Annotated in this window: 19 protein-coding genes; 3 read left to right on the top strand and 16 right to left on the bottom strand. The window is 52.1% G+C overall.

Annotated elements, in window-relative coordinates:
• Positions 1 to 106: 106 nt before the first annotated feature.
• Genes hemG through pepQ form a run of 4 tightly spaced genes read right to left on the bottom strand, consistent with a single transcriptional unit; the run spans position 107 to position 4,099 of the window.
• Positions 107 to 652: a menaquinone-dependent protoporphyrinogen IX dehydrogenase gene (hemG, locus tag NA389_RS20680; protein ID WP_000853983.1), complete on the bottom strand. Its 546-nt coding sequence runs from the start codon at positions 650 to 652 to the stop codon at positions 107 to 109.
• An 11-nt stretch (positions 653 to 663) separates the two neighbouring features.
• Entirely contained in the window at positions 664 to 2,115 is a 1,452-nt protein-coding gene (gene trkH, locus NA389_RS20675) for a Trk system potassium transporter TrkH (RefSeq protein ID WP_000545688.1), read from the bottom strand.
• Between the two features lie 38 nt (positions 2,116 to 2,153).
• The gene (locus tag NA389_RS20670; RefSeq protein WP_000378897.1) at positions 2,154 to 2,768 is read right to left on the bottom strand and encodes an IMPACT family protein; all 615 of its coding nucleotides are present in this window, start codon (positions 2,766 to 2,768) and stop codon (positions 2,154 to 2,156) included.
• Positions 2,768 to 4,099, bottom strand: a complete 1,332-nt coding sequence (gene pepQ / locus NA389_RS20665) for a Xaa-Pro dipeptidase (protein WP_000444529.1) — start codon at positions 4,097 to 4,099, stop codon at positions 2,768 to 2,770. Before pepQ ends, NA389_RS20670 begins: the two co-directional genes overlap by 1 nt.
• 189 nt (positions 4,100 to 4,288) lie before the next feature.
• On the opposite strand from pepQ, the gene fadB reads away from it, so the two are divergent.
• Both fadB and fadA read left to right on the top strand, forming a co-directional pair.
• Positions 4,289 to 6,478 (top strand): fatty acid oxidation complex subunit alpha FadB, encoded by a 2,190-nt coding sequence (gene fadB / locus NA389_RS20660; protein ID WP_023217096.1) that lies wholly within the window; start codon positions 4,289 to 4,291, stop codon positions 6,476 to 6,478.
• 9 nt (positions 6,479 to 6,487) lie between these two features.
• A complete protein-coding gene (gene fadA / locus NA389_RS20655; protein WP_000438778.1) occupies positions 6,488 to 7,651 on the top strand; it encodes an acetyl-CoA C-acyltransferase FadA in 1,164 nt (387 codons plus the stop codon).
• Positions 7,652 to 7,847: 196 nt separating this feature from the next.
• Here the strand turns inward: fadA and NA389_RS20650 are convergent, their stop codons facing one another.
• From NA389_RS20650 to ubiD, 3 genes are all read right to left on the bottom strand, one after another.
• Positions 7,848 to 9,671, bottom strand: coding sequence for an aryl-sulfate sulfotransferase (locus NA389_RS20650; protein ID WP_000669890.1), 1,824 nt, complete (start codon positions 9,669 to 9,671; stop codon positions 7,848 to 7,850).
• Between the two features lie 253 nt (positions 9,672 to 9,924).
• Entirely contained in the window at positions 9,925 to 10,626 is a 702-nt protein-coding gene (gene fre / locus NA389_RS20645) for an NAD(P)H-flavin reductase (protein ID WP_000209838.1), read from the bottom strand.
• A gap of 85 nt (positions 10,627 to 10,711) precedes the next feature.
• Entirely contained in the window at positions 10,712 to 12,190 is a 1,479-nt protein-coding gene (gene ubiD / locus NA389_RS20640; protein ID WP_000339760.1) for a 4-hydroxy-3-polyprenylbenzoate decarboxylase, read from the bottom strand.
• Positions 12,191 to 12,375: 185 nt separating this feature from the next.
• Between ubiD and rfaH the strand changes: the two genes are divergently transcribed.
• Positions 12,376 to 12,864: a transcription/translation regulatory transformer protein RfaH gene (gene rfaH / locus NA389_RS20635; RefSeq protein ID WP_001192410.1), complete on the top strand. Its 489-nt coding sequence runs from the start codon at positions 12,376 to 12,378 to the stop codon at positions 12,862 to 12,864.
• A 7-nt stretch (positions 12,865 to 12,871) separates the two neighbouring features.
• On the opposite strand, the gene tatD is transcribed toward rfaH, so the two are convergent.
• The 9 genes from tatD to udp all read right to left on the bottom strand — a co-directional run bounded on the left by tatD (position 12,872) and on the right by udp (position 20,925).
• A complete protein-coding gene (tatD, locus tag NA389_RS20630) occupies positions 12,872 to 13,654 on the bottom strand; it encodes a 3'-5' ssDNA/RNA exonuclease TatD (RefSeq protein ID WP_000459642.1) in 783 nt (260 codons plus the stop codon).
• A 41-nt stretch (positions 13,655 to 13,695) separates the two neighbouring features.
• Positions 13,696 to 14,475, bottom strand: a complete 780-nt coding sequence (tatC, locus tag NA389_RS20625; RefSeq protein WP_000257554.1) for a Sec-independent protein translocase subunit TatC — start codon at positions 14,473 to 14,475, stop codon at positions 13,696 to 13,698.
• A gap of 2 nt (positions 14,476 to 14,477) precedes the next feature.
• Complete coding sequence (gene tatB / locus NA389_RS20620; RefSeq protein ID WP_000459612.1) at positions 14,478 to 15,026, bottom strand: Sec-independent protein translocase protein TatB; 549 nt, start codon at positions 15,024 to 15,026, stop codon at positions 14,478 to 14,480.
• Positions 15,027 to 15,029: 3 nt separating this feature from the next.
• Positions 15,030 to 15,284: a Sec-independent protein translocase subunit TatA gene (gene tatA / locus NA389_RS20615; protein WP_000508972.1), complete on the bottom strand. Its 255-nt coding sequence runs from the start codon at positions 15,282 to 15,284 to the stop codon at positions 15,030 to 15,032.
• Between the two features lie 206 nt (positions 15,285 to 15,490).
• The gene (gene ubiB / locus NA389_RS20610; RefSeq protein WP_000187559.1) at positions 15,491 to 17,131 is read right to left on the bottom strand and encodes a ubiquinone biosynthesis regulatory protein kinase UbiB; all 1,641 of its coding nucleotides are present in this window, start codon (positions 17,129 to 17,131) and stop codon (positions 15,491 to 15,493) included.
• Positions 17,128 to 17,733 (bottom strand): ubiquinone biosynthesis protein UbiJ, encoded by a 606-nt coding sequence (gene ubiJ / locus NA389_RS20605; protein ID WP_001116091.1) that lies wholly within the window; start codon positions 17,731 to 17,733, stop codon positions 17,128 to 17,130. Before ubiJ ends, ubiB begins: the two co-directional genes overlap by 4 nt.
• A 9-nt stretch (positions 17,734 to 17,742) precedes the next feature.
• Positions 17,743 to 18,498 carry a bifunctional demethylmenaquinone methyltransferase/2-methoxy-6-polyprenyl-1,4-benzoquinol methylase UbiE gene (gene ubiE / locus NA389_RS20600; RefSeq protein ID WP_000229009.1) on the bottom strand — a complete coding sequence of 252 codons (756 nt, stop codon included), beginning with the start codon at positions 18,496 to 18,498 and terminating at the stop codon, positions 17,743 to 17,745.
• 95 nt (positions 18,499 to 18,593) lie between these two features.
• Positions 18,594 to 20,024 (bottom strand): DNA recombination protein RmuC, encoded by a 1,431-nt coding sequence (rmuC, locus tag NA389_RS20595; protein WP_000355564.1) that lies wholly within the window; start codon positions 20,022 to 20,024, stop codon positions 18,594 to 18,596.
• 139 nt (positions 20,025 to 20,163) lie between these two features.
• Positions 20,164 to 20,925: a uridine phosphorylase gene (gene udp, locus NA389_RS20590; RefSeq protein WP_000045169.1), complete on the bottom strand. Its 762-nt coding sequence runs from the start codon at positions 20,923 to 20,925 to the stop codon at positions 20,164 to 20,166.
• Positions 20,926 to 20,986 lie beyond the last annotated feature (61 nt).

Genomic DNA, 20,986 nt, shown 5'->3' with positions numbered 1-20,986 from the left:
GTGCCGTTGTTCCGTGTCAGTGGTGGCGCATTATAGGGAGTTATTTCTGCCTGACAAGAGGAAATTTAAAATAATTTTCTGAGTGCGCACTTTTTATTCTTTGCGTTTATTTTGCCGACGATTTGTTGGTTAAATGGGCTATTTCACGGGCAAAGTGCGTAACCTGCTCCCAGTCGGTGTACACCACTTCTTTACTGGTATCCGTTTCGCCGCCCGACATTTTCATAATAAGCTTGATCATCAGACGGTCATACCAGCGATAGCGGGGATAGCGAAGCGCGCCTGCAATGACGGCACAGTAGTCAGGTCGCCACGGAGAGCTCATTAAAAACTTACGCGCGTAGCTGTTAGTCTGCGGCGTCCGTTTTTCAGCTTTACGCGCCACCAGGTTAACGGAATAAAAGGCACTCGGCATTCCGTTCAACCGCGTGGCGTATTTCTTAACGAACTCCTGAAAGGCGCTGTGGTAATGACCATAACGAATAGACGCGCCAATCACTACGCGATCATAGCTATCCCAGTCCGGCTCTTCTGCGCGATGCAGATTAACGACATCGGCCCAGATCCCCATCTCTTTGAGTTCAGAAGCCAGATAAGAGGCAATTTCGCGCGTTTGTCCGTCCCGGGTAGAGAAAAGAATCAATGTTTTCACGTGTTACTCCATTATTCACGCCAGAAAGTCGGGGTAAAAAGTACCAGCAAAGTGAATACTTCCAGACGACCAAATAGCATGTTGGCGATGAGTATCCATTTCGCAACCGGATTCATACTGGCGAAGTTATCAGCAACCACCCCCAGCCCCGGTCCCAGGTTATTAAGCGTAGCCACTACCGAGGCGAAAGCCGAGAAATCATCTACGCCTGTAGCGATAATAGCCAGCATACTGACGATAAATACCAGCGCGTAGGCAGAAAAGAATCCCCAGACGGCTTCCAGAATACGTTCTGGCAGCGCCCGGTTCCCCAGCTTAATACTGTAAACGGCATTCGGATGCACCAGACGTTTGAGTTCGCGGTTCCCCTGTTTAAACAACAACAGAATACGGATGACCTTTAACCCCCCGCCCGTTGACCCGGCGCAACCGCCAATAAACGCGGAACATAGCAGCAAGACGGGCAAAAACAGCGGCCAGCGCGCAATGCTGTCCGTGGTAAACCCTGCCGTTGTCGCCATCGACACAACCTGGAAGAATGCCTGATTTAGCGTTGTCAGCGCCGAGTCGTAGATATTATGGAACCACAGTACCAGCGTGCAGATTACCACCAGCGTCAACTGTACGCCGATGAACATGCGGAATTCCGGATCGCGCCAGTATACTTTCAGGCTACGCCCGCTTAATAAAGAGAAATGCAGGCCATAGTTACAACCGGAGATCAGCAGGAAAATAGCGATGATGGTATTAATAGTGGGACTATCAAAATAGCCTACGCTGGCGTCATGCGTTGAGAAGCCGCCGATAGCAATAGTGGAGAAGCTGTGTCCGATAGCGTCAAACGCGGGCATCCCTGCAAACCATAGCGCCAGCGCGCAGGCTACCGTTAGCAAGACATAGATAAGCCACAGCGTTTTCGCCGTCTCGGCAATACGCGGGCGCATTTTGTTATCTTTCAACGGCCCCGGCATTTCTGCCCGATAGAGCTGCATCCCCCCGACGCCGAGGATAGGGAGAATCGCCACCGCCAGCACAATGATCCCCATACCGCCAAACCATTGCAGCATCTGACGATAAAAGAGAATGGCGTGCGGTAATGAATCCAGCCCCACCAGCGTAGTGGCGCCCGTGGTGGTCAACCCGGAGAACGATTCAAAAAAAGCATCGGTAATGGTGAGGTTTGGGCTTTCCGAGAAAATAAACGGCAGCGCACCCACGCTGCCCAGCACGGTCCAGAACAGCACCACGATAAGAAATCCTTCGCGGGATTTCAGCTCGCCCTTTTCCCTACGGTTCGGCCACCACAGTATGGAACCGATCGCCAGTGCGACAAAAAAGGTCTGCGTGAACGCTCTTCCTGCGCCATCACGATATATTAGCGCTACCAGTCCCGGGAGAATCATTGTCCCCGAAAATAAGATAACCAGTAGTCCAACGATTCGGGTAATGGCGCGAAAATGCATCTCTGCCGCTTCCTTTATTCTTAAAAATGAGGTGGGGATTATTCTTCAATCGCTAACAATTGCAATGAACCACGGCTAAAATCCGCCAGTTTTGTGGAAAATGCATTCACATGAGCAAAAGGAAGCGCCACCCTGAGCCGAACAGACGCCTGATAATCGCTGGAAACGATCTTCCCGGCAAACTGTCCTAATAATGCTTCGATTCCGGCCAACTGACCGTACTCACACTGCAAAGTATATTCGGTTAATGGCGTCTTGCGTTGTGTGGCAAGCTGACGTAATGCCTGATTCACACCGCCGCCATAGGCTTTTACCAGCCCGCCCGTACCCAGCAGAATACCACCATAGTAGCGCACGACGACGGCAGTAATTTCTCCGACGCCGCTGCCCATCAATTGCGCAAGCATCGGCTTGCCTGCCGTTCCCGCCGGTTCGCCGTCGTCTGAAAAGCCCAGTTGCTGTGAGTCGTCCGGCGCACCCGCCACCCACGCCACACAATGGTGGCGCGCATCAGGGTGCTCAGCTCTGACTGACTCAACAAACGCTTTCGCCGCGTCTACGCCATCGGTATGCGCCAATAGCGTAATAAAGCGGCTTTTTTTGATCTCTTCAACAACGGTGACCGGCGCTGCAGGGATTAACCAACTGTCCATTACGCCAGTTTTAAATCCCGCGTCATGTTTTCCACGCCGTTTTCGTGGATGACCACGTTATCTTCAATGCGAATACCGCCGAAAGGCTTGAGCGCTTCAATTTTCTGCCAGTTGAAGTGCTTGCTGAACGGCCCTTCGCGCCACGGCGCTAACAGCGATTCGATGAAGTAAATCCCCGGTTCGATGGTCAACACCATTCGCGGCTGTAACACACGCGTGCAGCGCAGATACGGGTATTTGGACGGCGCGGCGAGATGCGTACCGGAATCATCTTGCATAAACCCGGCCACATCGTGTACCTGCAGACCCAACGGATGACCAATACCGTGCGGCATAAACGGCCCGGTGAGATCATTTTCCACCATCGCCTCTTCACTCATGTCGGTAATGATTTGATGTTTACGCAGCAGCTTCGCGATGCGTTGATGGAACTGAATATGATAATCCACATAGCTGACGCCCGCCTTCATGGTAGCGATCAGCGCCAACTGTTCGTCGTTAACATCTTTCACCAGGTGGGCGTAGTCGTTATCGCTTTTCGCCGACCAGGTTCGCGTCAGATCCGCCGCGTAGCCGTTGTATTCCGCGCCCGCATCCAGCAGGAAACTGCGCATTTCAGACGGTGCCTGATGATCCAGTTTCGTGTAATGCAGCACGGCGGCATGTTCGTTCAGCGCCACAATGTTGCTGTACGGAACATCGGTATCACGATGTCCCGTGGCGGTCAGGTACGCCAGGTTGATGTCGAACTCGCTCATGCCGGAACGGAAGGCCTCTTCCGCTGCACGATGACCGCTCACCGCCATTTTCTGCGCTTCGCGCATACAGGCCAGTTCATAATCCGTTTTATAGGCGCGGTAGTAATGCAGATAGTCGATAACACCTTTCGGGTTGATGTTGCTGGCAGCGATATCCAATTGTAGCGCGCGCTCAGGAACCGGGCCGATATAGCCGATATTGCCACGCGCGGCAGGCAGCTGGCTGCCGATGCCATCCGCTTTCGGTAAGGCGACGACCTCGACTTCTTCTGTCCAGAAGGATGTTGGCAGCGGTTCAACGTTATGCCAGTAATCGACCGGCAGATAAAACCACAATTTGGGTTTGTTGACGCCATCGACCAGCAGCCAGCAATTTGGAACCTGAGTTACCGGCACCCACGCTTTAAACTGTGGATTGACCTTAAACGGATAAGGGTGATCGTCGAGAAAGACGTTGAAAAGCTCGCCGGAATGAATAAGTAACGCATCCAGCTTAAAGCGCGCCAGAACATCGCGCGTCCGTTCTTGTAAGGTAACAATATGATTTTTATAGAGCGCGGCCAGTGATTCCATTTTTTACCCTTCTGCTTTTTTGACCTCAAGTTCCCGCATCTTAGCACATCGCCCCACGAGAGCGTGATCTCTGCCGAGCGTGATCACATCGGCATTTCTTTAATCATTTATTTGCATTTTATTAACACAAAATACACACTTCGCTTCATCTGGTACGACCAGATCACCTTGTGGATTCAGGAGACTGACATGCTTTATAAAGGCGACACCCTGTACCTCGACTGGCTGGAAGATGGCATCGCCGAACTGGTGTTCGATGCTCCAGGCTCGGTCAATAAACTCGACACCGCAACCGTCGCCAGCCTCGGCCAGGCGCTTGAGGTGCTGGAAAAGCAACACGATTTAAAAGGGCTGCTGCTGCGCTCGAATAAAGCGGCCTTTATTGTCGGCGCGGACATCACCGAATTTCTTTCACTGTTCCTCGTCCCCGAAGAGCAGTTAAGCCAATGGCTGCATTTCGCTAATAGCGTCTTTAACCGTCTGGAAGATTTACCCGTACCGACCCTTGCCGCCGTAAACGGCTATGCGCTGGGCGGCGGGTGCGAATGCGTGCTGGCCACCGATTACCGTCTGGCGACGCCAGACCTCCGTATCGGTCTGCCGGAAACTAAACTGGGCATCATGCCGGGTTTCGGCGGCTCCGTTCGTCTGCCGCGTATGCTGGGCGCAGACAGCGCGCTGGAGATCATTGCCGCCGGGAAAGATATCGGCGCCGAACAGGCGCTGAAAATCGGTCTGGTCGATGGCGTGGTGAAACAAGAGAAGCTGATCGACGGCGCAATAGCCGTATTACGCCAGGCCATTACCGGCGATCTCGACTGGAGAGCTAAACGCCAGCCGAAACTGGAACCGTTGAAACTCAGTAAGATTGAAGCGGCGATGAGCTTTACCATCGCTAAAGGCATGGTCGCACAAACGGCGGGTAAACATTATCCGGCGCCGATGACCGCAGTGAAAACCATTGAAGCCGCCGCGCGTTTTGGTCGTGAAGAAGCGTTGAATCTGGAAAATAAAAGCTTTGTTCCGCTGGCGCATACCAATGAGGCTCGTGCGCTGGTCGGTATCTTCCTCAACGATCAATATGTAAAAGGTAAAGCCAAAAAGCTGACCAAAGATATTGAGACGCCGAAACAGGCAGCCGTACTGGGCGCGGGCATTATGGGCGGCGGTATCGCTTACCAGTCGGCCTGGAAAGGCGTACCGGTCATCATGAAAGATATCAACGATAAATCGTTGAACCTCGGCATGACCGAAGCGGCCAAGCTGCTGAACAAACAGCTGGAGCGCGGCAAGATCGACGGTCTGAAGCTGGCGGGCGTCATTTCGACCATCCACCCGACTCTCGATTATGCCGGTTTCGATCGCGTAGATGTTGTTGTCGAAGCGGTGGTCGAAAATCCGAAAGTCAAAAAAGCGGTACTGGCGGAAACCGAGCAGAAAGTGCGCCCGGAAACCGTGCTGGCCTCAAATACCTCTACCATCCCGATTGGCGAACTGGCAAGCGCCCTGGAACGTCCGGAAAACTTTTGCGGAATGCACTTCTTCAACCCGGTACACCGGATGCCGCTGGTTGAAATCATCCGCGGTGAGAAGAGTTCAGACGAAACCATTGCCAAAGTCGTCGCCTGGGCAAGCAAAATGGGCAAGACGCCGATTGTAGTCAACGACTGCCCCGGCTTCTTTGTTAACCGCGTGCTGTTCCCCTATTTCGCCGGTTTCAGTCAACTGCTGCGCGACGGCGCGGATTTCCGCAAGGTCGATAAAGTGATGGAAAAACAGTTCGGCTGGCCGATGGGCCCGGCCTATCTGCTGGATGTTGTCGGCATTGATACCGCGCATCACGCGCAGGCGGTAATGGCGGCAGGCTTCCCGCAACGGATGCAGAAAGAGTATCGCGACGCGATCGACGCATTGTTTGACGCCAGCCGTTTTGGGCAAAAAAACGGTCTGGGCTTCTGGCGCTATAAAGAAGACAACAAGGGTAAGCCGAAGAAAGAAGAAGATGCCGCGGTGGATGACCTGCTGGCAAGCGTCAGCCAGCCGAAACGCGACTTCAGCGACGACGAGATAATCGCCCGTATGATGATCCCGATGATTAACGAAGTGGTTCGCTGTCTGGAAGAAGGCATTATCGCAAGCCCGGCGGAAGCCGATATGGCGCTGGTCTACGGCCTGGGCTTCCCTCCGTTCCACGGCGGCGCATTCCGCTGGCTGGATACACAGGGCAGCGCGAAATATCTTGATATGGCGCAGCAGTATCAACACCTCGGCCCGCTGTATGAAGTGCCGGAAGGGCTGCGTAATAAAGCGCGCCATAACGAACCGTATTATCCCCCGGTTGAACCAGCCCGTCCGGTTGGTTCTCTGAAAACGGCTTAAGGAGTCACAATGGAACAGGTTGTCATTGTCGATGCTATTCGCACCCCGATGGGCCGTTCGAAGGGCGGCGCGTTTCGCAACGTGCGGGCAGAAGATCTCTCCGCCCACTTAATGCGTAGCCTGCTGGCGCGTAATCCGTCGCTTACAGCGGCGACCCTCGATGATATTTACTGGGGCTGCGTACAACAAACGCTGGAGCAAGGCTTCAACATTGCCCGTAACGCCGCGCTGCTGGCAGAAATTCCCCATTCGGTACCGGCGGTCACCGTCAACCGTCTGTGTGGTTCCTCGATGCAGGCGTTACACGATGCAGCGCGAATGATCATGACCGGCGATGCGCAGGTTTGTCTGGTTGGCGGCGTGGAGCATATGGGGCACGTGCCGATGAGTCACGGTGTGGATTTTCACCCGGGTCTGAGTCGCAACGTCGCCAAAGCGGCAGGGATGATGGGGCTAACGGCGGAAATGCTCTCCCGCCTGCACGGCATTAGCCGGGAAATGCAGGACCAGTTCGCCGCGCGTTCTCACGCTCGCGCCTGGGCCGCCACCCAGTCTGGCGCATTCAAAACGGAGATTATCCCGACTGGCGGTCATGATGCAGACGGCGTGTTGAAGCAGTTTAACTACGATGAAGTGATCCGCCCGGAAACCACGGTCGAAGCGCTATCAACACTGCGTCCGGCATTTGATCCGGTTAGTGGCACGGTCACGGCGGGCACCTCATCCGCGCTTTCCGATGGCGCAGCTGCCATGCTGGTAATGAGCGAAAGTCGTGCCCGTGAGCTGGGTCTGAAACCTCGCGCCCGTATTCGTTCAATGGCAGTGGTTGGTTGTGATCCGTCAATTATGGGTTACGGGCCGGTTCCGGCGTCAAAACTGGCGTTGAAAAAAGCGGGACTGTCGGCCAGCGATATCGATGTGTTTGAGATGAACGAAGCGTTTGCCGCACAGATCCTGCCATGCATTAAGGATCTGGGATTGATGGAGCAGATAGACGAGAAGATCAACCTCAACGGCGGCGCGATCGCGCTTGGTCATCCGCTCGGCTGCTCCGGAGCACGTATCAGCACCACGCTTATCAACCTGATGGAGCGCAAAGACGCGCAGTTTGGTCTGGCGACGATGTGTATTGGTCTGGGTCAGGGCATCGCCACGGTGTTTGAGCGGGTTTAATCAAAGATAATATCCCCTAAATAACTCGCATTGCAGCGCAGCGGCAACTGAGCGAATCCCCGGGAACATAGATAACTATGTGCCCGGGGTGAGCAAAGGCAGCCAACAAAGAGACTGCGCGAATTATGACGGGAAACAGTTTAGTTGCCGTTTTTCCCGCCCGTCAGGGGCGGGTTTTTTCACCGTATGGCCCGCTCTACTCAGTAAGCGCTTTGGTCAGGCTAAATGGCATAGCCTGATATCCACGCGCACCATGTATTTGCATTTCGACCACAGGCTCTTTTTCTCCCCATTTGAACTCTTCCAGATACGGATTAGGCAAGCTGGTAAATGCGCCTACCGACAAATCAAACGCACCACCTGCTGTTGCGGAATACACGAACACAGAATTCTTGTCAGTCTGGTACTCGGTGATAGAGGTTACCGGGCTAAACCACTCGTTCCCGCGCTCTTTACCGTATTGCCAGATCTGTTGGACGGTCTTGTTTTTCTGGTCGATTTTGTAAATCACGGAGCGGCTGTATTTCATACTCTGCATAGCAGGCTGTTCTAAGCCGCGGCCATCGCCATTGTCGAAAGCGGAAAGGTATAAGGTATCGCCTTTACTCTTACTATCAATTTTAAAGGCCGTATGTTGCGTCCATGTCCAGTCGAAGTCACCCTCGCAGCCACTGTCCTGGCAAGCAATTTTTTGGCCTTTGCTATCCACTGGCGTCAGAATTGCGGCATTAAATGGCGCTTTCCAGCCAGCAGGCGTACCCAGTATCCACTTCACTTTCTTATCGCGGCCGATTTTGATAATCGCACTCTGGTGGCGGGAGCTGATGATGATGGAATCATCTTCACTGTCATAGTCGACACTGTTGACATGCGCCCAGTTGCGGCCAGCCCCACTACCCACGATATCCCCGAATTTATCGGAGGAGTCCAGCGCCGCCAGATCTTCTTCGCTCAACGTATGGCCGGACTGGCTGGCGTCGATATTCAAGCATACAGCGCCCTGATCGAGGGTTTTCATTATCACATCACGATAAGGATCGAGGATATCAAACAGACGCCATTCATCCACTACCACGCCGTTCTGATCAACTTCGGCAATCACATCACGCACGGTACGAACATTTTTTCCATCAGGACGTTTATAGTTAGAGCTGGCTACACGCAGGAAGTAGTGACCGTTGGCCGCGTTATCCATTGAGTGTGAAAAATCGTTATAATTATCCGGCAGGCGGCGGTTAAAGATTTCACGCCCCATGATATCGTATTTCACATAACGCTGACCGTAGCCCCACGATAGTGCGCCATCCTGGTTTTGTTTAAAGCCCATCATAACGCCAGCACGATAAATTGACTTTAAATCATAAATTGAACTTGGATTCATAAACCAACGAATATCACCGGAGGTGTCGATAATAGCGTTAGCTGTAGTGAAGTTCCATTCTAATGCACCCCCAGTAGGGTTGTTCCAGACAGTACGCGTTCCATTCCCAGACTTATCTTTCGTATTATTCAAAAGATACAAGCGATCTTTAAATTCTGGGGAAACCTTTTTAACATCGATAGTAAAGAGTGCTGATTGTTCTTCCTTTGTACCCGCTGATTCAATATAGGCAGGCGGTGCATACATTTTATAGCTTTCTTTTATATTTTCGGTTTTACTACCCTGGATTCTTGTATATTCAACTTCAACGGTATTGACATAATCTGGGTAAAGACCAAAGACGGGAATACCGCCATACGTTAAAAGGTATTTATTATTAACTTTATACGCGATCTCCTGGCCATTTTCTTTGGGTACAATCCGTACATGCACGTCACGTAACTGGTAACCGCCATTACGAATAACGGCGGTTAGCGGCGCGATATCATAGGGGTTCATAACAACTTCGCCAATTTTCCCCTGGACCTGATAGTCCACTTTAGCGCCGCTGGCGCCGCCGATGGCGAAAGCAGTAGAAGGTACTGATGACAAAATTGCAACAGATAATGCGAGAGAAGTTAAAGCATATTTAAATTTCATAACACTCTCCATCTTATAAATAAATAACTAACTTTCCATTTTATGTTTCTTTTATAAAAATAAATGAAGCATATATAATTAACTATTTTTATTGATAGCCTCAGGACATAATATTACTTAATTTATTACACGCAATACAAAGCCTGTAGATATTCAATATCATAAGGTTTTATAGTTGACGATTAATTAATATTTAAGAGGACTTTTAGGTAGGCTAACGTAAAAAGGGACGCTACTGCGTCCCATAGAATAGTTAAATAAATGCGAACGCATCGCCAAACAGACGATCTTCCCGCGCGTTACGCTCATGACAGAACAGATCGCGGGCGATTTTCGCCATCTCAAAACGTCCGGCAATATAAATATCGTGCCCCGCCAGCGTACCATAATCCTGCAATACCGCCGTAAGTACCGTTCCTGTACGTCCACGCCAGCCTTCTTCCGGCTGCTCAACAACAGGTTCAATACGCAAATTCGGATGGTTAACAGAGAGTGCTTCCAGCTCAGAGAGATCATAGAGGTGCTTTTCTTCGCGGCCGCCCCAGTAAATAGTAACATCGCGGTTCGGGTTGCGCGCTAACGCCGTCAACAGGATGGAGCGCACATAAGAAAAGCCCGTACCGCCCGCGATCAGAATCAACGGACGCTCTTCATCGTCACGTAGCCAGGCGTCGCCATGCGGAATATCGACGACGATTTCCCGGTCTTTCAGAATCCGATCCATGACCGCCATCGCATACAGATTGAGCTCGGAAGCGCCAATGTGTAATTCAATAAACCCTTTCTCGTCCGGCGTTGAGGCCATCGAAAACGGGCGTTTGTCACGCTCGTCCATTACGACCATCAAATACTGACCAGCGCGGAATGTAAACGCCGCGTCCGGCACTAAACGAACCCGATATACGGTATCGGTGATAGCTTCTACCGAGGTCACTTTACAGCTTAAGGTTGTCATGCGCTCCCTCTGTCGGGTGTCGGGTCAATACCGACATTTTTCAAGCCGAGTCGCCGCAGCCTGAAATGTCGATGTCCGCTTTCAGTTATTTAAAGATAGCCAGCTCATCCCAAATCGCATCAATACGCGCGGTAACTTCAGGATCTTTAACAATAGGACGACCCCACTCGCGTTGGGTTTCGCCCGGCCATTTGTTTGTGGCATCCAGCCCCATTTTTGAACCCAGCCCGGAGACCGGCGAGGCAAAATCCAGGTAGTCAATCGGCGTATTTTCAACCAGCACCGTATCCCGCGCAGGGTCCATACGGGTGGTAATCGCCCAGATCACATCATTCCAGTCGCGTGCGTTAACGTCATCATCGCAAACGATAACAAATTTCGTATACATAAACTGGCGCAAAAACGACCAGACGCCCATCATGACGCGTTTCGCATGACCAGCGTACTGCTTTTTCATCGTCACTACCGCCAGGCGGTAAGAACACCCTTCCGGCGGCAGATAAAAGTCGACGATTTCCGGAAACTGTTTTTGCAGAATAGGCACGAAGACTTCATTGAGCGCCACCCCTAATACCGCAGGCTCATCGGGCGGACGCCCGGTATAGGTGGAGTGATAGATGGCATCCTCACGCTGCGTAATATGCGTGACGGTAAAGACCGGAAAGTTATCCACTTCATTATAATAGCCCGTATGATCGCCATACGGTCCTTCCGGCGCCATCTCTCCCGGCTCAATGTAACCTTCAAGGATAATCTCGGCGCTGGCAGGCACTTCCAGATCGTTAGAAAGGCATTTAACCACTTCAGTTTTCGTGCCGCGCAGCAAGCCCGCAAAGGCATACTCCGACAGAGTATCGGGAACAGGAGTCACGGCGCCAAGAATCGTCGCCGGATCGGCGCCCAATGCGACGGAGACCGGGAAACGTTCACCCGGACGCGCGGCTAACCACTCCTGAAAATCCAGCGCGCCGCCGCGATGAGACAGCCAGCGCATAATCAGCTTATTTTTACCTATCAACTGCTGACGATAAATGCCCAGGTTTTGCCGCTCTTTGTGCGGACCACGCGTTACCGTCAGTCCCCAGGTAATCAGCGGCGCGGCGTCGTCCGGCCAACAGGTCATGACAGGAAGACGCGTTAAATCGACATCATCGCCAGACGCGATTTTCTGCTGGCAAGGCGCGCCGCGTAACCGTTTCGTCGGCATATTCAGCACTTGCTTAAACTGCGGCAGCTTGTCAAACAGATCGCGAAAGCCTTTCGGCGGCTCAGGTTCTTTCAGAAACGCTAATAATTTACCCACTTCCCGTAATGCGGAAACATCATCCTGCCCCATGCCCATCGCCACGCGTTTTGGCGTGCCAAAAAGGTTGCACAGCACCGGCATGGCGTAACCTTTAGGATTTTCAAACAGCAACGCCGGTCCACCGGCACGCAGCGTGCGGTCAGCGATTTCCGTGATTTCCAGATGAGGATCCACAGGTAGCGTGATGCGTTTTAGTTCCCCCTGCTGCTCAAGTAGCGTCAGGAAGTCGCGTAAATCGTGATATTTCATGGCGTCCATTGTAGCCTCTTGGTAAGCGCATCATTATACGGCGTTCATCATCGGGATGCTGTATTTTTGTTAAATTAGCGTGAACTCTGGCAACCAACGCTAATCCAGATACGGCTTAAAGGATGAAGTGTATAATTAACTTCGCGCATGGCTTTTGCTATGCTTGCGCCCCGAACAAGCGGATAAGAGTCATTATGCAATCCTGGTATTTACTGTACTGCAAACGCGGGCAACTTCAGCGTGCTCAGGAACACCTCGAAAGACAAGCGGTAAGTTGCCTGACACCGATGATCACCCTGGAAAAAATGGTACGCGGAAAACGTACCTCCGTCAGCGAACCGCTCTTTCCTAATTATCTGTTCGTTGAATTTGATCCGGAAGTGATACATACCACTACAATCAACGCCACGCGCGGCGTCAGCCATTTTGTGCGCTTTGGCGCGCATCCTGCGATCGTGCCTTCCAGCGTTATTCATCAGCTTTCTATCTACAAGCCCGAAGGCGTTGTCGATCCTGAAACCCCCTATCCCGGCGATAGCGTCATCATCACGGAAGGCGCATTTGAAGGGCTGAAAGCGATTTTTACCGAACCGGATGGCGAAACGCGTTCGATGTTACTGCTTAATTTACTCAATAAAGAAGTGAAGCAGAGCGTAAAAAACACCGGTTTTCGCAAGATTTAGCGATCGTTCAGAATACGACCTCAAATAAGGTTCTGGCGTTGGCATCTGTCATCGCCGCTAACCATTGCGGATCTTCACCACGCCATAGCGCAATGCGCTCCAGGATGTGAGGCAGATACGCGGGCTCGTTGCGTCGTGACGTTGGTTTCGGCGTAAGATCGCGAGGCAACAGATACGGCGCGTCGGTTTCTATCAGTAGCTTTTCCGCTGGAATAAACGGTAAGAGTTCACGTAGCTCAAGCCCGCGTCGTTCGTCGCAAACCCACCCGGTAATACCGATATAGAGCCCTCTGTCCACACAGGCCTGCATTTGCTGGCGTGAACCGGTAAAGCAGTGCAGTATTGCACCAGGAAGACTATCCAGCCAGGGATCAAGCAATGCCAGAAATCGCTCATGCGCGTCCCGGCAGTGCATAAAGATTGGCATCTGCAATTCGGCGGCAATTTGTAGCTGCGCCTGAAAGGCACGCTCCTGCTCCTGCGGCGTGGAAAAATTGCGATTGAAATCCAGCCCGCACTCACCGATAGCGACGACTTCCGGCTGGTTCGCCAGCGCAATAATGGCGTCTTCAGACGCGGATGACCACTGACTGCTGTCATGGGGATGGACGCCAGCCGTCGACCAACAATGGGGGTAGCGCCGCGCCAGTTTTAACGCCTGCTGGCTTTCATGGATGTTCGTTCCGGTCAGTAGCATACCTTTTACTCCCGCCGCAAACGCACGGGCGACCACATCATCACGATCTTTTGCAAACTGGCTACTGGTTAAATTAACGCCAATATCAAACATGCTTGCCCCCATATGACAACCGCCCTGGCGGGCGGTTGTGTTTAGTCTTCAGTGTGCTCGGCCTTTTCGGTTTCGGCCTCGTTATCTTCGTCGCGCGTCCGTCGCTTACCGACATAAAAGCGTGAGCAGAAAACGCCAATTTCAAACAGGCAGTACATCGGTATCGCCAGCAACGTTTGCGAGAAAACATCTGGCGGCGTAAGCAGCATTCCCACAATGAATGCCCCGACCAGGATATAAGGCCGTTTTTTACGCAAATCTTCTGGCGTGGTGATGCCCATCCAGCACAGCAACACAATCGCCACCGGCACTTCAAAGGCTACTCCAAAGGCCATAAAAAGCGCCATGACAAAGCTAAGATAGCTGGCGATATCTGTCGAAACCTGTACCCCTTCCGGCGCCGTATGCGTCAGGAAACCAAAGGCCAAAGGGAATACGACAAAATAGGCGAAGGCCATACCAATGTAGAAAAGCAGCGAGCTGGATACCAGCAGCGGTACGACCAGACGACGCTCATGCTTATATAGCGCCGGGGCGATAAAGGCCCAAACCTGGTACAAAATGACAGGCGCGGATAAGATCAAAGACACCATGAAGGTGAGTTTGATAGGCGTAAAAAACGGCGACGCCACATCCGTCGCAATCATTGTCGCCCCTTGCGGCATCTGTTTAATCAGCGGTGCGGCGACTAAATGATAAATATCATTGGCGAAATAAATTAACGCCAGAAAAATCAGAAGTACTGCGACGATGCAGTTTAGCAGGCGCTTACGCAACTCGATCAGATGCGTGATAAGCGGTTGAGTATCTTCTACAGCCATGTTTACGGTTTATCACTCGACGAGGGGGAAGATTCGACAACAGGCGCAGCGGATTTCTTCTCGGCGTCTATCGTGGCTACGGAAGCGGTTTCCGTCGACTCAGGCACGTTAGCTTTAACGGGCTCCGGCTTTTGTTCCGGCGCGCTCGCCTGTGTTTCAGCGGCGGCAGGGGTGACGCCCTCATGCTGCGTTTCGTTCCCTTTTACCACCGGATTATGGATGGTATGCGCTTCATCGCTCGCTTGTTCGGGATCGTTAGCGCTGTAGGTGCGTTTCATCGACTCCGCCGCCTGACGCAGTTCATCCATAGATGCTTTCAGTTCGGGAGTCAGATTTTCCAGGCTCGCCTTTTCGACTTTTTTCAGACTGTCCTGGAACTCCTGAAGTTTCAGTTCCTGAGTCAGTTCATTCTGAACCGTTGTCGCAAGGGATCGCAACGCGCGAATCCAGCCCGCTACCGTTTTTACCGCTACTGGCAATCGTTGCGGCCCCAACACAATGAGGCCGATAACGAACACTAACAGCAGTTCGCTAAAACCGATATCAAACACGGATTATACCTGCTCTTTATCTTGGCTTTTAGCGTCTTCCTTTTTCGCTTCGCCTTGCTTATCCGCGATAGATTTAGCGGTAAAATCAGCGTCCTGACTGGTTTTATCCTGTTTGGCATCATCATCGCTCATGGCCTTTTTAAAGCCTTTGATAGACGCGCCAAGATCGGAACCGATGGAACCGAGTTTTTTGGTGCCGAACAGCAGTACAACGATAACGGCAACAATCAACAACTGCCAAATACTGATACCACCCATACATGTTCCTCTGTGATAGATGATGAATTATTAGGGCCGCATTATACACATTATCCTTCGCGCTGCCTCTTTGTTAACCGCTTTCGCCCGCCCTATTCACATACTTTTACATACGACCGGGACGACATTGACTTGCGGCCTGAGTACTGCCTCGAGTGATAATATGTACCTGCGTGACACAACCGGCGTTGAGCGATAAAAAAATCTCAACGAGTTTTACGCCAGCCAACCAGCCAGACAACTACGCCGCCGACCATGAGCCAGCCAGGCATCAATCCCCATTCAGGGCGGTTAACGAGTAAGAATGACCCGCTCAGTAACAGCGTTGCGCCAATTCCCAATAAGTAACGAGACTGGCTTTGGCGCACATGGTTTACCTGTAACTCGCGCGCAATCTTATCAACACTGTGCTGTAAATATTTGCCCTGGCGCAAACTGTCGTACACCAGTTCAGGTATTTCTGGCATTTTTTCGACCCAGAACGGCGCTTTTTCTTTAAGAGCCCGCGTGAGAGCCGGAATACCCACCTGATCTTTGATCCAGGACTCAAGAAACGGCTTCGCCGTTTTCCACAAATCAAGCTGAGGATAAAGTTGCCGCCCAACCCCTTCAACATACAATAATGTTTTCTGCAACAACACCAGTTGCGGCTGGACTTCCATGTTAAATCGACGCGCTGTATTGAAAAGGTTTAACAACACATGACCAAACGAGATTTCCGCGAGCGGCTTTTCAAAGATAGGTTCACAGACGGTGCGGATGGCAAACTCAAAATCTTCAACGTTGGTATCTGGCGGAACCCAACCTGAATCGACATGCAGCTCCGCCACCTTTCGGTAATCGCGGTTAAAAAACGCGATAAAGTTTTCTGCCAGATAGCGCTTATCTTCTTTGTTTAGCGACCCGACGATACCACAGTCAATGCCGATATATTGCGGATTTTCAGGGTGTTCATGGCTGACAAAAATATTTCCCGGATGCATGTCCGCATGGAAAAAGCTGTCGCGGAAAACCTGGGTGAAGAAAACTTTAACCCCGCGTTCCGCCAGCAGTTTCATGTTGGTGCCGTTCTTTTCCAGCGCCGCCACATCCGAAACCGGAATGCCGTATATCCGCTCCATCACCATCATGTTCTGGCTACAGTAATCGGAGTACACCTCCGGGATATACAGCATGGGACTATTTTCAAAATTGCGGCGTAACTGAATCGCGTTGGCCGATTCCCGCAGCAGATTCAGCTCATCGATCAGCGTTTTCTCATACTCACGCACCACTTCCGTCGGGCGCAGACGACGCCCATCCGGCAACAGGCGTGGTACCCAGCGAGCAAGGCGATAAATCAGTTTCAGGTCTGCCTGAATTACCGGCAAAATATCCGGGCGAATGACCTTAATAACCACTTCTTTACCGTTTGATTTCAATCGCGCGGTATGTACCTGGGCGATTGACGCCGACGCTAAAGGCTGGATATCAAAGTCGTCAAACCAGGCTTCGACTGGTAGCCCCCCCATCGCCTCTTCAATCTGGGCTTTCGCCAGCCGACCATCGAATGGCGCGACTTTATCCTGGAGCAAAGCGAGCTGATCGGCGATTTGCGGCGGGAACAGGTCACGGCGTGTGGAGAGCATCTGACCAAATTTGATCCAGACCGGTCCCAGCTCTTGCAACGCCAGTCTTAATCGTTCACCCAGCAATTTATCTTTATGCCGGTTTGGCATCCAGAACAGCGAATAGCGCCATAATCGGAGTGGCAGTGTAAGACGCATTCGGGGGATGAGTTCATCAAGGCCGTAGCTTAAAAACGTGCGGATGATGAAATATAGGCGCCGTACTTCACCTGGCGTCATTTGGCCTCCAGTTTTTCCAGCCGTGTGGTCAGAGAATCTACGGCGCGCTCAATAGCCGCGGTTTCTTCGGCAAACCATGCGACTTCCAGCGGGCCAGGCGCCATACGCCACTCTTCAGTGATCGCTTCAGCGGCATAACGCTGCTGGCGTTGAAACCCGTGGCGCAGGAATTTAGCCCCGCCACGCACGACCTTACCGATACTTTCCGCCGCAATATCACCCGTGTATGGCGCCAACAGCTCCGCAGGATCGAATTCGGCGAGATCGGCGAGCGCCACAAAATTTTGCACGACCTGAATATCGCCCTGCACTTCCAGTTCGCCGCTGCGAATAAGCGCGGCCAACTGCTGACGATCGCGTAGTTTTGGCAAAACGCTAGCTTGAGTGATTACCGTACAGTCCGCTTCGCCTTCCCATGCCCCCAGCACATCAACCTGGCGTTCGCTGAATACCAGGACTAATGGCGTCGAAAATCCCTTTAGCTTCACACACAGTACTTTTCCCTGTAATCGCGTTCTGGCTGATTTCAGCGCTGGCGAACGATACAGAAACGTATTGAGGAGACCTTCAATTCCTGCGGTCACTAAGGGTTTAAAAGGCATTCCACCCTCCTAGAATTTATAACCACGGTGCAATGCCACAACGCCCGCCGTCAGATTGTAATAATCCACGCTCTCAAATCCGGCGTCCTGCATCATGGCTTTTAAGGTATCCTGATCGGGATGCATACGGATGGATTCCGCGAGATACCGATAGCTATCCGCATCGTTTGCGACCATCGAGCCAATACGCGGTAAAATATGGAAAGAATAGGCGTCATACGCTTTACTCAGCGGCTCAATGATAGGCTTGGAAAATTCAAGCACCAGTAAACGTCCGCCGGGTTTCAACACACGGAACATTGACCGCAGCGCTTTTTCTTTTTCCGTTACATTGCGCAAACCAAACGAAATGGTAATGCAATCAAACGTATTATCAGGGAAAGGCAGAGCTTCGGCATTCGCCTGCACATACTCTACGTTGCCGATCACGCCGATATTACGCAGCTTCTCACGCCCCATTTTGAGCATAGAATCATTAATATCCGCCAGGATAACTTTGCCAGTTTCCCCGACCATACGTGAAAATTTCGCGGTAAGATCGCCCGTACCGCCCGCTAAATCGAGAACGGTTTGTCCACGACGCACGCCACTGCAATCAATGGTGAAGCGCTTCCACAAACGATGAATGCCAAATGACATTAAATCATTCATCACATCGTATTTTGACGCCACAGAATGAAAAACGTGGGCCACCATGTCAGCTTTCTGCTCTTTAGCGACGGTCTGAAAGCCAAAGTGCGTCGTTTCTTGTGAATCTTCCACCATCTCAGTGCCTGCTTATCGATAAAAATGTTCAAGAAGTGTAACAGATTGGGCCAATTTGCCCTACTCTGCGCCAGGACTAAACTACTCCGTATGGGTTAACTTAACTGCTGCTTCACCCGTTCATCATTGGGATAATGTTCATCCTGCCGCCCTTCAGGGATCGATCGTAAACGATATTCTTCATCTTGCGTAACGGCCTGTTCCGCTAAATCCGGATTAATCTCGCGTTTGATTTCCACGCCTAGCCCCCGGAAGGCCTCTGCCTGCGCCAAAACGTTGCCACGCCCCGACGCAAGTTTTTTCATCGCCTGGCGGTAGTTATCCTGCGCTTTATCCAGACTCTGACCGATCGCTGACATATCATCAACGAACAACCGCATTTTATCGTAGAGCTTACTGGCTCTGTCTGCGATGTGCTGCGCATTGCGGCTCTGGTGTTCATAGCGCCACAGGTTGGCGATTGTCCGTAACGCCACCAGCAGCGTCGTGGGGCTTACCAGCATAATGTTATTTTTTAGCGCCTCGGTTATCAGTTCGGGCTGTTTATCTAACGCCAGCAGGAAAGCGGGTTCTACGGGGATAAACATCAGAACATAGTCCAGCGAGCGGAGGCCGGGAAGCTGCTGGTAGTCTTTACGCCCCAGTAAGCGAATATGATTGCGCACCGAGGCGATGTGCTCTTGTAAAGCGGCCTCGCGCGTGTAGTCATCTTCAGCGTTAAAGTAACGCTCGTAGGCGACCAACGTCATTTTAGCGTCGATGACCACATCTTTGCCCTGCGGCAAGCGGACGATGACATCCGGCTGCATCCGCGAGCTCGCATCGTTCTCAATACTGACCTGGGTTTCGTATTCGTAGCCTTCACGCAGTCCGGATGCCTCCAGCACCCGCGCCAGCACAACTTCGCCCCAGTTTCCTTGCGCCTTATTGTCCCCTTTCAGGGCGCGCGTCAGGTTGATCGCTTCCTGCGCCATTTGCGCGTTAAGCTGCTGCAAATTACGAATTTCGTGCGCCAGCGTATGCCGCTCCTGCGCTTCTTTGCCAAAACTCTCCTGAACCTGGCGGCGAAAACCGTCCAGTTGCTCACGCAGCGGCGTTAGCAGGCTATTCAGGCTTTGTCGGTTTTGTTCGTCTACGCGACGATTACTGTGTTCAAAGATACGGTTCGCCAGATTTTCAAACTGCTCGCTTAAACGCTGTTCGCTGTTGATCATCTGACGGATTTTGTCTTCCGCGTGTTGTTGAGTCGCTTCCAGACGGGTCGTGACTTCACGCAGATCGGCTTCCAGAGAGGTATTGATACTGTGCAGGCTACGCAGTTCGTTATTAAGTAACTCGCATTCACTACGCCAGTGCGCTTCTTGCGCTAATTGCTGCCGGGCCGCGCTAAGTTCGATATCCAGCTCACGCCGTTCTTCGATAAGATCGGCGCGGATTTGATCGGCGTGCGCTTTCGTCGCCAGCCAGCCAATCACCGCCCCAGCCGCCAGCGCCACGACGGCGCTTATCATAAGAGTAATATCCACAACACCTCTCCTGGAACCACACTGTCCTGCACAAAATAGAATTGTGCTGTATAAACGTCCAGTTTAAAAGGAATTTCCTGCGAGGCGCCACGCAAAAAGAAAAGGCCGAACGCGTCGGCCTTTGCAAAAGAGAGGAGAATTACAGCAGACGACGGGCCGCTTCCACGACGATTTTCACCGCGTGGCTTTCAGTTTGTTTCATCGTTTCCGCATTCGGAATCTCTTGTTGGGTACGGTTGACGATAACGCCCGCCACCATACCTGCGCGTAACCCCTGGCTTGCGCACATGGTTAACAGCGTAGCGGATTCCATTTCGTAGTTCATTACGCCCATCGCCTGCCACTCTTCCATAGAGCCTTTGAAGCGACGAACAACGCGGCCAGAATAGGTGTCATAACGTTCCTGACCCGGATAGAAAGTGTCGGAAGAGGCGGTTACGCCAACGTGAGTCGTGGCGCCAATCGATTTCGCGGCTTCAACCAGCGCAGTGGTGCAGGCAAAGTCGGCAACCGCCGGGAATTCCATCGGCGCAAAATGCAGGCTCGCCCCATCCAGACGTACGGATGCGGTCGTTACCAGAACGTCGCCGACGTTGATGTGCGGCTGAATAGCCCCCGTGGTGCCGATACGCAAGAAGGTACGAATACCCAGTTGCGCCAGTTCTTCCACGGCAATAGAAGTAGACGGGCCGCCGATACCGGTAGAGCAAACGATAACTGCTTTGCCATCCAGCTCAGCGCGCCAGGAGGTGAATTCGCGGTGAGATGCCAGCTTAACCGGCTTATCCATCAGCGCGGCGATCTTTTCCACACGCTCAGGATCGCCAGGGACGATGGCGAGCTGGGCCCCTTGTAAATCGTTTTTGGTGAGGCCGAGATGAAAAACATCAGACTTGGACATATAAAACTCCTCTGTGAATCGGGTTTGTCAGAAGAAGCAAAAAGACACTTTACCTAAGGCA

This window comes from Salmonella sp. NW645, assembly GCF_051703725.1.
In the GTDB taxonomy this organism is placed as follows: Bacteria; Pseudomonadota; Gammaproteobacteria; order Enterobacterales; family Enterobacteriaceae; genus Salmonella; species Salmonella enterica.
This window is presented reverse-complemented; position numbering and strand designations above follow the sequence as displayed.

Bases quoted from the DNA above. Each gene is read 5' to 3' on its own strand.
- trkH (WP_000545688.1), bottom strand. From the start codon at position 2,115: ATGCATTTTCGCGCCATTACCCGAATCGTTGGACTACTGGTTATCTTA.
- NA389_RS20670 (WP_000378897.1), bottom strand. From the start codon at position 2,768: ATGGACAGTTGGTTAATCCCTGCAGCGCCGGTCACCGTTGTTGAAGAG.
- pepQ (WP_000444529.1), bottom strand. From the start codon at position 4,099: ATGGAATCACTGGCCGCGCTCTATAAAAATCATATTGTTACCTTACAA.
- fadB (WP_023217096.1), top strand. From the start codon at position 4,289: ATGCTTTATAAAGGCGACACCCTGTACCTCGACTGGCTGGAAGATGGC.
- fadA (WP_000438778.1), top strand. From the start codon at position 6,488: ATGGAACAGGTTGTCATTGTCGATGCTATTCGCACCCCGATGGGCCGT.
- NA389_RS20650 (WP_000669890.1), bottom strand. From the start codon at position 9,671: ATGAAATTTAAATATGCTTTAACTTCTCTCGCATTATCTGTTGCAATT.
- fre (WP_000209838.1), bottom strand. From the start codon at position 10,626: ATGACAACCTTAAGCTGTAAAGTGACCTCGGTAGAAGCTATCACCGAT.
- ubiD (WP_000339760.1), bottom strand. From the start codon at position 12,190: ATGGACGCCATGAAATATCACGATTTACGCGACTTCCTGACGCTACTT.
- rfaH (WP_001192410.1), top strand. From the start codon at position 12,376: ATGCAATCCTGGTATTTACTGTACTGCAAACGCGGGCAACTTCAGCGT.
- tatD (WP_000459642.1), bottom strand. From the start codon at position 13,654: ATGTTTGATATTGGCGTTAATTTAACCAGTAGCCAGTTTGCAAAAGAT.
- tatC (WP_000257554.1), bottom strand. From the start codon at position 14,475: ATGGCTGTAGAAGATACTCAACCGCTTATCACGCATCTGATCGAGTTG.
- tatA (WP_000508972.1), bottom strand. From the start codon at position 15,284: ATGGGTGGTATCAGTATTTGGCAGTTGTTGATTGTTGCCGTTATCGTT.
- ubiB (WP_000187559.1), bottom strand. From the start codon at position 17,131: ATGACGCCAGGTGAAGTACGGCGCCTATATTTCATCATCCGCACGTTT.
- ubiJ (WP_001116091.1), bottom strand. From the start codon at position 17,733: ATGCCTTTTAAACCCTTAGTGACCGCAGGAATTGAAGGTCTCCTCAAT.
- ubiE (WP_000229009.1), bottom strand. From the start codon at position 18,498: ATGGTGGAAGATTCACAAGAAACGACGCACTTTGGCTTTCAGACCGTC.
- udp (WP_000045169.1), bottom strand. From the start codon at position 20,925: ATGTCCAAGTCTGATGTTTTTCATCTCGGCCTCACCAAAAACGATTTA.